Source organism: Bifidobacterium sp. ESL0728 (assembly GCF_029392015.1).
GTDB lineage: Bacteria > Actinomycetota > Actinomycetes > Actinomycetales > Bifidobacteriaceae > Bifidobacterium.
Genome location: NZ_CP113925.1, coordinates 1,225,332 through 1,241,610, shown reverse-complemented (window position 1 = coordinate 1,241,610; position 16,279 = coordinate 1,225,332). Strand labels below are relative to the sequence as shown.

Here is a 16,279-nt window from a genome sequence, read left to right as displayed (position 1 = left end):
ATGAGTGATGGATACGCTTACTTGACACGACAATTGCGCCCTTTATTACAGGCCTTTTTGGTCGCTGGTGTGCAAAAAGTGGTGCTTTCGCCGGGTTCGCGCTCGACTCCGTTGGCTATTCTATTAGGGCAATTGGAAGATCAAGCCAAACTGCAATTGTATGTCGATGTCGATGAGCGTTCAGCGGCCTTTTTTGCTCTTGGCCTGGCGAAAACGAGCGGCCAACCGGTATTGCTGGTATGTACTTCCGGGACAGCGGCGGCTAATTATTATCCGGCTATTTGTGAGGCGAAAGCCAGCAATGTGCCGTTAATTGTTTTGACAACTGACCGTCCACCCGAGTTACAGCAAGTCGGTGCGCCTCAAACATTGACGCAGGATTATATGTACGCGCAGCAGGTGAAAGCTTTCTATCGGTTGGTCATGCCCCAAGCTGCAACGACACTCCATGAGATTAAATACAATGTTTATAGCGCGCAAAAGGCAGTGTATCAAGCGCTTGCTTATCCACAAGGACCAGTGCATTTGAATCTGCCACTGCAAAAGCCGTTATTACCTGATCTGGATGTTAGCGATGATTCATTGCAAGTGCGGCCGATTTTTACGAAGCCTCAGACTTTGCCTGAACCGGCATTATTACAACTGATTGAGCAATATTTATCAGGTAAAAAGGGCCTACTGGTAGTTGGCCCAGCAATCAACTCATCTACCGCCAGTCAAGTTATTTGCCAATTTGCGCAACGCTATCACTGGCCCATTTTGGCCGATCCTTTGAGCGGCTTACGTGGACAAAGCCCCGAAGTTCTGGCTACTGGGGACTGGATTTGTAAAAATATGACATCCCTACCTGCGAGCTATCGCCCCGAAGTGGTGCTGCGCTTGGGAGCCACCCCTGTTTCAGCGGCGTTGAGTTCGTGGCTGACGCAAGCGCAAATTACGACAGTTTATCTAGATGCCCAGCACAGTTTTTTGGATCACACCTTGCAGACCGATTTAGTTGTTCCTTTTGCGCCAACCACCGTTCTGCCCAAGTTGCATTTGCAAAAAGCATCTCAGCACTGGCTTTTACAGTGGCAGCAATTGGATCAGACAATTCAAAAAAGGTTACGATCTCATCTATGCAAGACGCATACTTTAACGGAACCCGAAGTAGCTTTTGGTCTCGGACAAGCTTTACCGTCAGATGCCGCTTTATTCGTCAGCAATTCAATGCCGATTCGTGAAATTGACGATTATTTTTGGCCTGCTGCGCCGGTCAAGCTTTGGGCGAATCGGGGCGCCAATGGGATAGATGGGATTAATTCGACGGCGTTGGCCATGGCCACACAACATCAGCCAGCATATTTATACATCGGCGACCTGGCCTTCTTCCATGATCTAACGGGTTTGATGATGGGGCGTCAATATCAATTGGATTTGACGATTATCGTCCAGAACAACAATGGCGGCGGCATTTTCTCGTTCCTACCCCAAGCCAGTGAACCATCCCAATTTGAAAAAGTCTTTGGTACTCCTTTGGATTTAGATATTGCTGCCATTGCGCGTTTGTATCAAGCTAAATACTGTCAAGTAATGACTTTTGACCAATTGACTAGCGCTTTGAAGGTTCCCGTCAAGGGTTTGACCATCTTGGAAGTGGTTACGCAACGGGCAACACTGGTTTCCTTTGAACAGCAATTGGCGCAACAAGTTACGCACGCCGTCAAGGACTTGCCACATGCAAATTAACGTACGTGAAAATTCATATCATGTGTCCGTCTACGGAGCAGGGCAACCGTATTGGTTGTTCTTACATGGCTTTATGGGTAGCGGCCAAGATTTTGCGTCTATCGCCCAGCATATCAAGGGGACGGCGTTATTACCTGATTTGTTAGGTCATGGACAAAGCGGCAAACCTACACAGCCCAAACGTTACGCAATGGCTCGTCAAGCCGCGGATTTAAAAAATATTTTGCAACAGTTACAAATTGACCAGCCGCTGCGGCTTGTGGGCTACTCGATGGGCGGCCGTCTGGGGTTATATTTTTCCTGGCGATATCCACAGTTAGTCCAACAGCTGATACTAGAAAGCAGTACAGCGGGATTGGCGACCCCAGAACAGCGGGGAAAACGACAACAACAAGATCAGGCAAAAGCACATTTCTTGCAAACCAAACCGTTGGCTGAATTTGTGGCACATTGGGAGCAGCTGCCTTTATTCGCCTCGCAAAAAACCTTGCCGCCCGAGCTAAAAGAACAAGTACGGCAACAACGCTTAAGTCAGGAACCGCAAGCTTTGGCTGCTAGTTTATTAGGTATGGGAACCGGAGTGATGCCCAATTTGTGGCTGTATCTGGCACAAATATCTTTGCCGGTCATGTTGATAACGGGACAACAGGATCGCAAATTCCAAGGCATTATGCGACAAATGGCTGCCCAACTACCCCAAGCTCAATTACATGTCATTGCCCAAGCAGGGCATAATGTACATCTGGAACAGCCGCAGTCGTATTGTCGACTATTGAAGGAGTTTTTGCCATGCGTCTAACGGGCTTGAAATTATTACCGATTCGTCTCCATCTCAAGCATCCTTTTGTATCCGCCCACGAAACATTAAGCGAACGCCTGGTGACTTTGGTCGTTGTACGTGATGAAGACGGCAATTGGGGTTATGGTGAGCTGGAAGCATTCACCACATTGTTTTACACGAATGAAACGCAAGCTATCGAGCAAATGGTGCTGCAACAGTATTTGTGGCCTGTGGTCCGCAATCGACAATTTACGACACCACCAGACCTATATGCGCATTTACAAGTTTTAAAGGGACACCATTTTGCCAAGGCCGCTTTGGATATGGCGATTTGGGATCTCTATGCCAAGCAACAACAGCTACCACTGGCCGCGGTTTTGGCCCAGCAAGTTCATGCTCAGTGGCAGGATCATGTGGCGGTGGGTGTCAGTTTGGGTCTGCAAGACGATGAACGGCTGCTAGCGGCTGTCCAAAAAGCGCAGCAACAAGGCTATCAGCGTATCAAATTAAAGGTTAAAGGTAATGCCGATTTGCAAAGGATCGCTCGCTTGCGCCAACGAACGTCGATAAAATCTTTGACGGTAGACGCCAATCAAAGCTTGCAGTGGACCAAAGATTTAGCGGCAACCATTGATCGCCTGCAGCTGACTTTTATCGAAGATCCGGTGTCGCAACCTAGCGCCAAATGGGCGCAGCAGATGCACACTCCGATTTGCTTAGACGAACCGATTACCAGTGTGGACCAAGCCAAATATGCTTGGCAATTACAATTAGGTCAAATCATCAGTGTCAAACAGTCGGTAATCGGTGGGTTAACACCAGCTTTAGAACTGGTCAAGGCACACCGCCAGTTGGGTTTTGATATTTGGTGCGGCGGAATGCTGGAGGGAGGCATTGGGCGCGCGGCCAATTTGGCCTTAGCCAGCTTAACTGATTTTGCTTATCCAGGTGACTTATCGGCAACGGAACGTTATTATCAAAAAGACTATACGACACCTTTACATGTAACCCAGGGTCTGATGCCGGTATCGCATGACGCGGGAGTCGGTGTCGATTTGCTGCCCGCGTACCAGGAATTATTGGACCAACAAAAAACAATATGCTAATTGAATGTTAACGGGGTACGGTGGAAGAGATATCCAAATCCCACCTCGCCCCGTTTCAGTGTTACTCGGCTTGGCAACCATGACGTACCTCAAGCTGATGGTTGACGAAATAACCTATTCCAAAGAAGAATGTCGTGAAGCCTGCCAGCACAGATAAAGTCGAGAACCTAAAGGCCATAGAAAAGACGCTCGGTGACCTCCCTGCAACGGCGCATCACAGCCTGCAAATCGTTGCCGAAGTATTGGCCTCGGTTCGCATCATATCCAAGGAACGTCGCTACTCCCCCAAGCCCGTAGAAATCGGACGGGAGCACGTCGGCCTGCGAGAGCCTCGCTCCCCACAGATAATTGCCGTTGCGTGCGGCGGTGAGCATTTTCCAAGCTTTGCGTAGCGCGTCGGCATCGTTTGCATTGATATATTCCAAACGTTCGAGCTCATCAAGCGCTGTCAGCGTCGAGTTGACACGCAGGCTCTCATGCTCCCCGGCATGTTCAAGCTGCAACAGCTGCACTGTCCATTCGACGTCTGAAAGCCCACCGGCACCCAGTTTCAAGTGCTGATTGCGTTTCACTCCGTGCGGTAGACGCTCCGCCTCCATCCGAGCTTTGAGTTTCCGGATTTCTCCGATTTCCTCGTCAGTCAACGGCCTGTCCATATAACGCAGCGGATCGGCAAGCTGGGTGAGGAAGTCTCTGGCCAATTGAGCGTCGCCTGCGGCATACCGGGCCCGCAGCAACGCCTGGCGCTCCCAGGTGCTGTACCACTTGGTGTAGTAGTCGCGACAGGATTCGTAGGAACGGATCAACGGGCCGTTCTTGCCTTCCGGACGCAAACCGAAATCGAGGTCGATTTTCGGCTCAAGGCTTGCTGGCCCCTGCAGGATGTTGCGCAGGTCGTTGACCACGTTTCGCGCGAAATCGGCGGCAGCTTTTGCACAATCGTCGCCGTCTTCGCCTTCCGCGGCTTGCTTCGGACGATACATCATGATGATGTCGGCGTCGGAGCAGAAATTGACTTCGCACCCGCCGTAACGACCCATGGCGATGACACTGATGGCCACCGGGGCGCTCTCGAGCTTCATCTCGGCGCACTGATGGCTGATGGACCATAGCAACGCCGACTCGATGCCGGCATCGTACACATCGGTCATACCGGACAAGCCGGCACTGTCATCAAAGACCTTTGAAGTCCATCCCAGTCCGATACGTTCGATTTCGTGACGTCGCATCGAACGAATGGAAGTGGCGAAATCGTTCATATTATCGGCATAGCGAGAGACCGCCGCCTGGGCGCGTACGTCAAGGCTTTCGCGAGTTCGCGGCATCAGCATATCGTCATCTCCGAGCCAAGTCACCGATTCGATGGACTGGTTGAGCGAGTCTCCCAGCAGCCTCGAATTGGATAGAATATGACAGAGTCTGATCAGTGCCTGCGGTGAATCACGCAGGAAGCCGAGATACTGGCTGCCGCCCCCGAAACGCTCCTCAAGTTTGCGCCATTGCAAAAGACCCATATCGGGGTTCTGGCCTTGCGCAAGCCATTGGAGAATCGAGGGAAGAAGAATACGGTTGATTTTGGCGGCACGGGAAACACCTTCCGTCAAAGCCCGGACGTGGCGCATGGCGGCATCGGGGTCGGCGAAGCCAATGGATTCAAAGCGCTCCCGGGTGGCCTTGTCGCTCAAGGTCACCTGATCGTCGTCGAGCCGAGCGTTGATCGGCAGCATCGGACGATAATAGATGTCGGTATGAAGGCGACGAACCTCAAGACGTATTTTGTCATACTTATCGACCAATTGGTCGGGCAACAAACCGAACGCACGGCCCATACGACGCAATTCCGGATTGTCGTCGATAGCCCGCGTGTCGGTATTGCGCACGATATCAGGACTGTCGTCATTGTCTTTACCGACTTCGGGGAATAGATGCGTACGCTTGAGTTGCCACATCTGAGCCCGATGTTCGAGCACCCTTTCAAAGCGATAATCCTCATCAAGCCTTGCGGCTTGCGGGCGTGCGACATACCCGCCCAACGCAAGCGCCTGCAACGCCCCCAATGTAGAACGGCCACGAAGAGATTCGTCGGAACGGCCGTGAACAAGCTGCAGCATCTGTACAGTGAACTCGACATCGCGAAGCCCACCTTTGCCGAGTTTGATCTCGCGGTCACGAAGATCCGGAGCAATGTTGTCTTCGACCCTCTTCCGCATTTTCTGGCAATCGTAGACGAAATTGTCCCGTTTCGACGCCGACCATACCAACGGACGCGTCAAGTCGAGATAGGCCTTGCCCAATTCCTCGTCTCCGGCGACAACGCGTGCCTTGAGCAGCGCTTGGAACTCCCAATTGTTGGCCCACTTCTCGTAATAGACACGGCAGGAGTCGACCGTGCGCACCAGCGGGCCGTCCTTGCCTTCGGGGCGCAACGCCGTGTCAATCTGCCAAAGCGGCGGCATGTCGACGCCAGGAATGACCGACTGGCAAATCTTCTGCAATAATGTTCCGATTCTCGTACCAATACGAGTCAACGTTACACCGTCGATTTTCTCGCCGCTGTCTTCGCCTGCAAGCGGTTCGACCACATACACCAGATCGCAATCGGAGACATAGTTCAGCTCCTGCGCACCGAGCTTACCCATACCGATAACCGTGAATCCGCAGCGTTCGCTGCCCTCGACCTGCGTTCTGGCGATATCGAGCGCCGAACCGATGGCGGCATCGGCAAGATCGGAAAGTTTCGCACTGATCTGAGGCTGTATTTTCACCGGATCGTCAGCCGAAGTGTCCTCGGCCATGATGGCCGCCAGCTGGAGATAATAGTTCCGGCGGAGCACTTCCACTGCCTTAGGCATGACCCTTGCTGGAGTGTCAGCTTGTTTCGATTCCGCCGTTTTGACGGCATCGCTCATATGCGCAATGCGTTCATCTCGGCTGAAATCAAGGCTTCCACAGGGGTCGCAGGCTGCAGCCGAAACCAAATCCGGATATGCCCGCATCAACGAGCCCAAAGCGTCGGAAGCGCCCAACACGCCAATCAGCCGCGAAAGCGAGGCTGAATCTTGGACAAGATTATCGAGATTATGCGGGTCACGTGAACATATTCCTGAACCGGCAGGCCCCTGACCGGTTGCGATCTGCCCGGCTGAAACCGCCTGTTTATCCAAAATGCCAGATACAGAACCATCTAATGCAGAAATATCCGACACCAAACCATTTTTGTCATCGGCAACACAACCATCCGTTCGGTCTTCATACGCCGCGAAAATTTCGACCAGATGCTTCAACGCGGTATCTGGGTCACATGCCCGTTGCAAGGAAATCAGTACGGCCTGGAGCATGTCACCGCTGAAACCCAACTCCGCCAAACACGCAAACCGGTCGCGCGCCTCACCCAGATTCTGCACCCCTGCATGAATCAGGTCATGGGTCGTGATTTCGAATTCCTTGGAAGCTTCCATAACCCCAATCTACAACCGGGCCACGCTTTTGTTTGCAGACTCGGCGGCCGCACGAACTATTCGACTACCTTAAACAGCGACTCCACATTGGACCATATCCGACGGGCAAGTGCCGGACGGTTCATGGTATAAAGATGGATGCCGTCGACTCCGTGCGCCACAAGGTCCGCGATCTGTTCGGAAGCGTAGATGATGCCGGCCTGTTGAAGACTTGGCAGATCGTCTCCCCACTTGTCGACGATGCGTTGCACTGCAGGCGGAATCTTGGAACCGTTGCGCTTGGTCATGTTGTTAATCGATTTGACACTGCGTACAGGCATGATGCCAGCCTCAATCGGCACGTCGATGCCCTTGGCGCGCACCAGGTCAACGAAACGATAGAAATCCTCGTTGTCGTAGAACAGTTGAGTGATCAGATGAGTGACGCCGGCGTCGACCTTCTTTTTGAGGTTGTCGACATCATCTTCCAGACACGGGGACTCAAGATGACATTCCGGATAACAGGCACCCATGATCTGCATATCGGGGTCATGTTCGCGAATATAAGCTGCCAGATCGCTGGCATGTTCGAAATCCCCGCATGGTTCGTTGCCTTCGACGTAATCACCTCTCAACGCCAGCACACCGAAGACCCCCGCTTTGCGGAAGAGATTCAAGGCATCATCTACCGAAGCCCGACTGCTGTAGAGTGCGGTCAGATGGGCCACGACTGGGATGCGATAATCATAATTGATGGCATGCGCTATTCTCGCGGTCTTGACTCGATCGGCATGAGTGCCATGACGGTAGGTGACGGAGATGAAATCAGGATTCAAGCCCTGAAGCCCGTCAAGCGCATCATAAATGGTGCCTACCGGCGCGTGTGGCTTGGGAGGGAACACCTCAAGCGAGAAAATCGGCGAATGCATGACATCTCCTGTGACAAATCGTGTGGCCGGCATCGGTTTTGCTTGATGCTGGCCACACGGCTGTAATACTGATCTTACTTAGTTACGCGAGGCCTGTGAATCATTGGCCAGTTCGGTGCGAACCGTCTTCGCGGCCTCAACCATGTGCTCGAGGCTCGGCCAGGTCTCCTCGTTACCGCGAGTCTTGAGCCCGCAGTCGGGGTTGATCCAGACGCGACTCGCATCGGCCTTCTTCAGGATGGCATGGATGCGATTGACCAGTTCTTTGGTGGACGGGATGCGCGGCGAATGGATGTCGTAGACACCCGGGCCGACTTCGGTCTCAAAATGAGCGTCATGAATGGCATCGAGCACGACCAGATCACCACGGGAGGCTTCGAACGAAATCACGTCGGCATCCATATTGTCGATGTCCTTGATGATGTCGTTGAACTCGGAGTAGCACATATGGGTATGGATCTGCGTGGTCGGCTTCACCGCGGAATGCACCAGACGGAAGGCTGGAATGGCCCAGTCGAGGTACTTCTTGTGCCAGTCAGAGCGGCGCAGCGGCAGCTTCTCACGCAACGCGGCCTCATCGATCTGGATGACCTTGATGCCTGCGGCCTCGAGGTCGAGCACCTCATCGCGGATGGCCAGCGCCAGCTGCTGGGTCTGCAGTTCATTGCTGATGTCCTCGCGTGGCCAGGACCAGTTGAGAATCGTAACCGGGCCGGTGAGCATGCCTTTGACGACGTGCTTGGTGCGGCTCTGCGCGTATTTGCTCCAGCGAACCGTAATCGGCTCAGCACGGGAGACATCGCCCCAGACGATGGGGGGCTTGACGCAGCGTGTGCCGTAGGACTGCACCCAAGCGTTCTTGGTGAAGAGGTAGCCGTTCAGGTGCTGGCCGAAGTATTCGACCATATCGTTGCGCTCGAATTCGCCGTGGACCAAGACGTCGAGGCCAATCTGCTCCTGATGGGCGATGACTTGATCAATCTGGCCGGCGATGAAATCGTCGTAGGTCTTCTGGTCGATTTCACCCTTACGCGCCCTGGCTCGCATGGAGCGGATCTCGCGGGTCTGCGGGAAGGAACCAATGGTGGTGGTCGGCAGTTCTGGAAGGTTCAGTTCCTCATGCTGCAGTTTCCTGCGCTCGGCACGCGCGGGCTGGCGTACGAAGTCCTTGTCGGTAAGCGATGCGAGGCGCTTGGCCACGGCCGGATCTTTTGCGACACGACTGCCATCGAACAGGGCCTGATTATCGGCCAACGTCTGCGATTCCTTACGCAACGTATCGTCGGCGTCAGCAAGCTTGGCCACGTCGACCAGTTCGCCGAGCTTTTCGACGGCGAAGGCGAAGTGCTTCAAGACTTCCGGCTTCAGTCCAGTCTCACCTTCGGTGCTGAATGGCACGTGCAAAAGCGAGGATGCCGTCGAAACAGCGACGTTGTTGGTCTTGGTCTTCAGCGCGTCGAGCAGGCCGAGGCTCTGCGCGTAGTTATTGCGCCAGATGTTGCGGCCGTTGATGACGCCGGCGAAAATCGTGGTGTTGTTGGCGACGCCGTACTTTTCGATGGCGGAAAGATTCTCGTCTCGGCCTTCGATCAGATCGAGCCCGACGCCGTCGAATTCGAAGAGATTCACCGTCTCGTAGATATCGGCGATGTTGCCGAAGTAGGTATTGAGCAGGACTTTGACGCTCTTGCCAGCGACTGCGGAACGTGCCGGCAGAATGGCGGAATAGAGCGCCTTGAAAAGCTCAGTGTCGCCATCTTCCTTGTCAAGCACCAAGTATGGCTCATCGAACTGCACCCATTGCGCACCGAGTTCGGCGAACTTGCGGACGATTTGCGCATAGACTCCGGAAACCGCATCGACCAGGCCGCGGTCGAGTTCCAGCTCTTCGGCCTGAGGATTGCGGGCCAGCTTGAGGAAGGTGTAGGGGCCGATCAGCACCGGCTTGGTCACGATGCCTTGAGCCTTGGCCTCGTTGAATTCGTCGAACGGCTTGGTGGAGTTGAGCTTGATTTCAGTGGAGGCGTCGATTTCGGGAACCAAGTAGTGATAGTTGGTGGTGAACCACTTCTTCATCGGCAGCGCGGTAACATCGCCTTCCGGGCCCTGATAGCCACGGCCCATCGCGAATAGCGTGTCTTCAGCATTTTCGAAGGAAAGACGGCGGTAACGTTCCGGAATGACGTTAAGGAGGATAGCGGTATCGAGCATCTGGTCGTAATAACTGAAATCGTTGCTGGGAATAAGGTCGATTCCTGCGTCTTCCTGCAGCTTCCAGTGATCGGCACGCAGCTGCTTGCCAGTCGCGCGTACGTCATCGAGGCCGGACTTGCCTTTCCAATAACCTTCGATGACCTTCTTCAATTCTCGGTCGCGCCCGATGCGCGGGAAACCGGAAACCGATGTGAGAGCAGACATAATTCCTCCAGAGATTGACAAACGACTAACGAAAGTTTACCAAAAATCCGCGTTCAAAGGGCATCAAGCCACTTAAGGTGTCGTTATAGATTGGAGTTATAGACAAATTTTCGATATTCCTGTCCGTAAACAGCACACAAACTTGGAAACGCTAGTGGCCGGCACATCGATACCGCTGTCTTATTGATACCTTATTACGTTAAGGCGCTGCATGATCGCATTCAGATATTTCGCTTATTCGTTATTGATTACAAATTACAACTCGCTGCTTTTTGTTCAATCTCTTGCAATTGATCACCGAGATCTCGCAGCACCTTGCGCAGCTTGCGGTCGCTGATGTCTCGGAGTTCGAGGTCTGCCAGGCGGTCGGCCTGCTGTTCAGGAGTCAAGGAATCAATGTCTGTGACGGTGTCTTTGGTGGCGCGGTCGCGCTTACGCAGGGCCTCGAAACCGGGAGCCATGGCACGGGTGACGATCAGGAAACCGGTGTGGCCGATCATCTGATGGTCTGGACGCACGGCAAGGCCCTGCGCCTTCCACGTGCGCTCGAAGGTCTCCTGCACTTCCGGCTCCGTCCAGCAACCGGCCTCGCGCAACGCCTCGCAGAAGCGGGACATCTGCGTGGTCGTTGTGATGTAGGCGATGAGCACACCGCCAGGTGCGATGACGCGGTAGGCCTGTTCAAGCCGGTTCCACGGGTCGAGCATGTCGAGGACGATACGGTCGAATGGCGAAGTTGACCACTTATTGGAATTAACAGCAGAATCATTAATCGATTCTAATAACGCACTCTTAACGTCACTGGCATCTTTCGATGGAGCTGAAGATAGTACAGCAGCTTTTTCTGCGACGTTATCCTGAGATTCAATGTTGTCCGCAAGTTTTGCGGCAACCGTATCGAAATCACCGGTCAGCAAATCCCACCATTGCGGGCGCTTGCCGTAATAAAGCGTCGCATTTGCCTCGGCTATCTTGGCGAATTCGGGACGCATCTCGATGGTGGTCAAATGGCCGGACTCCCCTACGGCGTCGAGCAGGTTGAGGCTCATCGCACCACTGCCGGCACCGGATTCCAGCACATTGAGCCCGCTGCGGATATCACCAAGCTGAATGACTTGGGCGATATCCTTCGGATACATGATCTGCGCGCCGCGAGGCATCGAAAGCACGTAATCGGCTAGCCTCGGACGCATGACCGCATAATCCCAACCACCGATGGCCCGAGCCGCCTTCCAAGGCTTTGGCTTATCGTGGCCAGGGGTGCCTCCGCTTATCTGTGCCTCGCGCTTGGAAGTAACGGTAGTGACGACGATGCCTTCGCTGGAGCCAATGGCATCATCGTGCAAAATGATGCCGTGGTCGGTCTGCGTGGAGCCGCCGGCGACAAGTTGGTCGGTAATCTTCTTGCCCTTTCGATCCGTGAACTGGACCTTCTCCCCCGCTTGCAGCGCCCCGCGTCCCGGCATACCGACTCCCTATCTTAACGTAATACAAACTATGACCGGCTACATCCAGCCAACGTCATCTTGCCTTATATTCTCACGTCGCCTCGATGGAGCCGTAACGAATAAAAAATCCAAGCACACAAATCTTTCGATAATGTACTTGGATTCCTTATTCGTTTTTAACATCTATCTGATGCCTATAAACCAGGCTGCACAACAACGCCTGCAAACCGTTCGAGCAAAGCAGACAAAGGTTTCAGCAGTCAACCTTGTAAACCGGCTCCTTGCCTTCGGTCACGCGCTTGACGTCGGTCATGCTGTGCATCACCATGTTGCGCACGGAAGTCTTGGTGTAGAACGCGGAATGCGGGGTGATGATGACGTTGTCCATCGCAGAAAGCTCGCGGTAGAACTGCGGCAGCTGCGACTCATTGTCGAACCGTTTCATGAACAGACCGGTTTCTTCGGCGAAGACGTCGATGGCTGCACCGGCAATCTCGTGGTTCTTCAGCGCCGCGATCAGAGCCTGCGTGTCAATCAATGGGCCGCGCGCCTGGTTGACGATGAACGCGGTATCCTTCATCATCTTGAACTGCTCTGCACCGATCATGCCGACCATGTATGGCTCAAGCGGCGTGTGCAGCGTCAGGATATCGGCCTCGCGCACCACGGTGTCGAAATCGGTGTATTCAAGGAACGCGTCGTTGGCGGCGTTGGTGATCAGATCGTTGCCGATGACGGTGGCACCCAACGCGTGGAAGAGCTCGGCCACGGCGGAACCGATGCGGCCGACACCGATGATGCCGACGGTCTTGTGATAGATCTCGTCGCTCATTTCCTCGGAGACACGCACGAAATCGCATTTCCGCTCGTTGCCCAGAATCTTGCCGTAATGGCGCAGCAGATACATGGTGGAGGCAAGGGTGTTCTCGGCCACCGCGCGCGGCGAATACGCCGGGGTGTGGGTGACGAGAAAATGATACTTTTTGATGTAATCCATATTGAGGATATCGAAACCGACCGTACGCAGCGCGATGTGGTGGATGCCGTAGTCGACCAGTTTCCGGTAAATCTCCTCTTCGACGACATTGGGAACCTGCTGCATGCTGACGGCATCGTAACCTTGGCCTTTGGCCATATCGACCGTATCAAGCGTCAGATCGTCCGGCGTCGTGACCAGTTCGTCCTCTGGATGGTTCTTCATCCATTCGTCGGCATAATCCTGCCCCTCGGGACGGATGTTGTATAGGAGAACCTTCATTGTTTTCTCTTTCTTCTCGTGGTTTTCTTTTATTGATAAATATTATTTGAAATTATTTATTTTCGATGGCATAGGCCGACCAGCGGCCCTGGTCATGGGTCACTTTGAGTGGCAGACCGAAGATATGGCTCAGACGTTCGGCGGTGAAGCCGTGCTCGAGATCGCCCGTATAGATAATCGTGCCCGGCTGCGGGTCGGCACCGGCCACGTTGTCGGCATGCGCGTCGGTTTCATTGCCGGCCATACGTCCCATGATGGCGACATGGTCGAAGCCTTGCGGGATCTCCTCAAGACGGTGCGTAACCAACAGCACCGTACGATCAGTATCGTGCCGGCCGATATCGCTCAGCGCGCGCAGCGCAAGCTCGCGACCACCCAAATCAAGCCCGGTGGTCGGCTCATCGAGAATGAGCAGATCAGGGTCGCCCATCAACGCGCGGCAAATCAAAACGCGGGTGCGTTCGCCTTCCGAAAGCTTGAACATCTGCTTTCCTTCAAGATATTCAATGCCGAACATGGCCATGAACCCGCGGGCCTTGTCATAATCGGCCTTCGTGAACTGTTCGCGCCAACGACCGGTGGTGGCGGTCAACGCCGTCAAAATGACATCGAGTGGGTCTTCTTGGTTAGGGAACGAACGCGACAGCTCCGCGGAACTCAGACCGATGCGATTGCGATAGGAAAAAACGTTGACCTTGCCGAGCCGGTTACCGAGAATGTCAACGGTACCGACCGAAGGAAAGCCGCGGGTCGCCATCATGGCCACGAGGCTGGATTTGCCGATGCCGTTCGGGCCGAAAAGCACCCATTTCTCGCCCTGTTTGATGTCAAGGTTCACATCGGTCAGAATGACGCGACGGTTCCTACGAAATTCCACATTGCTCAGTTTCAGCGCTGAAACGGCCTCACTCATTCTTTTCCCTTCATCGTGGTCATGCGCCTATTGCGCGATTTTTCTTGTTCTCACAGAATAATCCGGAAAAGTCGCCCAAAATGGCTTCATTCCATATTGTGACGAAGAAACATGACCCTTTGGGTGGCCAATCAGGTGAGGAAACTCGCCACGAGAAGAATGACGGCGAAGAAATACAGACAGCAGCCAACGACGATTTTGAAGGTGTGCAACGTTCGTTTCCTGCCGAAAGCCGCAGAAAGGCACAGCGCCGTCGCCACGATGAAGATGACGGCGATCAATACGTACAGCACATATTGGAACATGTCGTGCCTTCCTTATTTCTGCGAGTCTGTCGGTTTTGGCAAATGCGGTAAACCAATGGCCTTTGCAATATCAAATTTAACATTTCCGCGACAAATGGCCAAAATACGTCTGTCAACGCAGAACTCCACGATAGACGTCCATCGTTTCGTCGGCAATACGTTCCCAGCTGAACTCGTCTCGCGCACGTTTGAAGCCTGCCTCGCCCATTGCCTTGGCACGCTCGGGATCGGACATGAGCTTGTCGATGGCTTTCGCCATGTCGTGGATGAAATCATCAGGATGGATCGGCGTGCCGCTGCCGTCACGTTTCTGCTCTATCGGTACCAGATAACCGGTCACCCCGTCGACCACAACCTCGGGAATCCCGCCGGTCGCGCTAGCGACCACCGGAAGGCCGCATGCCATCGCCTCAAGATTGACGATGCCGAGAGGCTCGTAGATGCTCGGGCAAACGAACGCGTCGCAACCGTGTTCGAGAGCATTGAGCTCAGGGCGTGGCAGCATCGCTTCAATCCAGATGACATTGCCGCGTTCGGCTTTCAGTTCCGCAAAGGCGGAACGTACCTCCGCTCCGAGCTCCTCGGTATCCGGGGCACCGGCACACAGAACGACCTGAATGTCCTTGTCGATCAGATGAAGGGCCCGCAAAAGATACGGCAAGCCTTTCTGCCTTGTTACCCGGCCGACAAACAGTAAGGTGGGCTTGCTGCGGTCGATATGGTAACGTTCGAAGACCTTCCAACCCGGGTCATCGGGGCTTGGAGTGGCAAAGTCGGAGACGGTAATGCCGTTGTGAACCACGGAGATTTTCGCAGGGTCGATGGACGGATAGGCGGTGTGAATATCCTGTTTCATGCCTTCGGAAACGGCGATGACGCGGTCGGCATGAGTGAAGGCGTCGCGCTCGGCCCAAGAACTCAGATTATAGCCGCCGCCAAGCTGGTCGCGTTTCCATGGGCGGAACGGTTCGAGGCTGTGGGCGGTGACAACGAGCGGGATTTCGTGCATTTGCTGGGCTAGGCGGCCGGCAAGACAGGCATACCACGTATGGGCGTGAGCGATGTCGCCATCAACATCGTTGGCCATTTGAAGATCGACTCCGAAGGTCTGCAAAGCCATATTGTCCTGCGATAACTCGGCGGGCACATCATAGCCGACCACCCGCAAATTTCCGCCCGGAACCTGTGGAATCTCGTCAGGCTTCCTCGATCCGTCAAAAGCCCGTACCGTAACCTTTGCACGTTCCGCAAGCACTTTCGACAATTCCTCGACATGTACTCCGGCACCGCCGTAGATATGCGGCGGATATTCACGGGTCAGCAAATCAATTTTCATACGGGTCAGTCAACCTTATTCGACTATTATTTTTGGATAATGATTTGCATGCCCAATAATTTCCATTAAATGGCAGTGCCGTTGGCGTCAAGGTTCGGATTGTGATGGTAATTGCCGGCTGTAACAAGCAGGCTCAGCACGCCGACCACAAAAATGACGGAAACGGTGACGATCAGCCACAACGGATGCTTGGGAACCCACATCAGGATCGCGAACGCAATACCGGAAAGGATAATCAGTGTCCAACTGATAATCCGGAACCACTGATGCAACGAATGCGGGGCTTTCATGACCTTCGGATCGCTGTAGTTCGGGTCAAGGTTCTCCGCAGGCACCGCAAGTTTCTCGGCCTTGGGCTTCCACTCGGTGCCACCGTTCTCTTCAAGGCGACGGCTGCGCTCCTGCAGAGAATATTCGTCGATCATACCCCCACGGCCACGATTCTGTGGCTGATTGGGTTGTGGCACACCTTGACGGTTACGCTTGGCTTGGGCACGGCGTTCGGCGCGATTCGGCATCTCGATTCCTTTCGGCTTTTGAATTTCGTCCTATGTCTAGATTTTAGCCCGAACCCTGCCAAGCTGTTCGTACTGAGACTTCTGAGCCCACCTGTAGTTCTT

At 53.9% G+C, this 16,279-nt stretch carries 12 protein-coding genes; 3 read left to right on the top strand and 9 right to left on the bottom strand.

The features are described 5' to 3' along the window. Genes menD through menC form a run of 3 tightly spaced genes read left to right on the top strand, consistent with a single transcriptional unit; the run spans position 1 to position 3,615 of the window. Entirely contained in the window at positions 1-1,728 is a 1,728-nt protein-coding gene (menD, locus tag OZX67_RS04805; RefSeq protein ID WP_277144718.1) for a 2-succinyl-5-enolpyruvyl-6-hydroxy-3-cyclohexene-1-carboxylic-acid synthase, read from the top strand. Next, entirely contained in the window at positions 1,718-2,527 is an 810-nt protein-coding gene (menH, locus tag OZX67_RS04800; RefSeq protein ID WP_277144713.1) for a 2-succinyl-6-hydroxy-2,4-cyclohexadiene-1-carboxylate synthase, read from the top strand. Before menD ends, menH begins: the two co-directional genes overlap by 11 nt. Next, on the top strand, positions 2,518-3,615 hold the full coding sequence (gene menC, locus OZX67_RS04795) for an o-succinylbenzoate synthase (protein WP_277144711.1): 1,098 nt from the start codon (positions 2,518-2,520) through the stop codon (positions 3,613-3,615). Before menH ends, menC begins: the two co-directional genes overlap by 10 nt. Positions 3,616-3,782: 167 nt before the next feature. On the opposite strand, the gene OZX67_RS04790 is transcribed toward menC, so the two are convergent. The 9 genes from OZX67_RS04790 to OZX67_RS04750 form a co-directional block, all read right to left on the bottom strand. Beyond that, positions 3,783-7,073: a bifunctional [glutamine synthetase] adenylyltransferase/[glutamine synthetase]-adenylyl-L-tyrosine phosphorylase gene (locus OZX67_RS04790; protein WP_277144707.1), complete on the bottom strand. Its 3,291-nt coding sequence runs from the start codon at positions 7,071-7,073 to the stop codon at positions 3,783-3,785. A gap of 56 nt (positions 7,074-7,129) precedes the next feature. Beyond that, positions 7,130-7,981, bottom strand: a complete 852-nt coding sequence (gene metF / locus OZX67_RS04785; RefSeq protein ID WP_277144705.1) for a methylenetetrahydrofolate reductase [NAD(P)H] — start codon at positions 7,979-7,981, stop codon at positions 7,130-7,132. A 78-nt stretch (positions 7,982-8,059) separates the two neighbouring features. Further along, positions 8,060-10,399, bottom strand: a complete 2,340-nt coding sequence (gene metE / locus OZX67_RS04780; protein WP_277144703.1) for a 5-methyltetrahydropteroyltriglutamate--homocysteine S-methyltransferase — start codon at positions 10,397-10,399, stop codon at positions 8,060-8,062. A gap of 248 nt (positions 10,400-10,647) precedes the next feature. Next, on the bottom strand, positions 10,648-11,865 hold the full coding sequence (locus OZX67_RS04775) for a tRNA (adenine-N1)-methyltransferase (protein WP_277144701.1): 1,218 nt from the start codon (positions 11,863-11,865) through the stop codon (positions 10,648-10,650). A 235-nt stretch (positions 11,866-12,100) separates the two neighbouring features. Then, a complete protein-coding gene (locus OZX67_RS04770) occupies positions 12,101-13,105 on the bottom strand; it encodes a D-2-hydroxyacid dehydrogenase (RefSeq protein ID WP_277144699.1) in 1,005 nt (334 codons plus the stop codon). A gap of 52 nt (positions 13,106-13,157) precedes the next feature. Beyond that, entirely contained in the window at positions 13,158-14,018 is an 861-nt protein-coding gene (locus OZX67_RS04765) for an ATP-binding cassette domain-containing protein (RefSeq protein ID WP_277144697.1), read from the bottom strand. Between the two features lie 131 nt (positions 14,019-14,149). Beyond that, entirely contained in the window at positions 14,150-14,323 is a 174-nt protein-coding gene (locus OZX67_RS04760; protein WP_277144694.1) for a hypothetical protein, read from the bottom strand. Positions 14,324-14,435: 112 nt separating this feature from the next. Beyond that, on the bottom strand, positions 14,436-15,659 hold the full coding sequence (gene glgA, locus OZX67_RS04755; protein ID WP_277144692.1) for a glycogen synthase: 1,224 nt from the start codon (positions 15,657-15,659) through the stop codon (positions 14,436-14,438). A 65-nt stretch (positions 15,660-15,724) separates the two neighbouring features. Beyond that, positions 15,725-16,177, bottom strand: coding sequence for a Yip1 family protein (locus OZX67_RS04750; protein WP_277144690.1), 453 nt, complete (start codon positions 16,175-16,177; stop codon positions 15,725-15,727). Between the last annotated feature and the right edge of the window lie 102 nt (positions 16,178-16,279).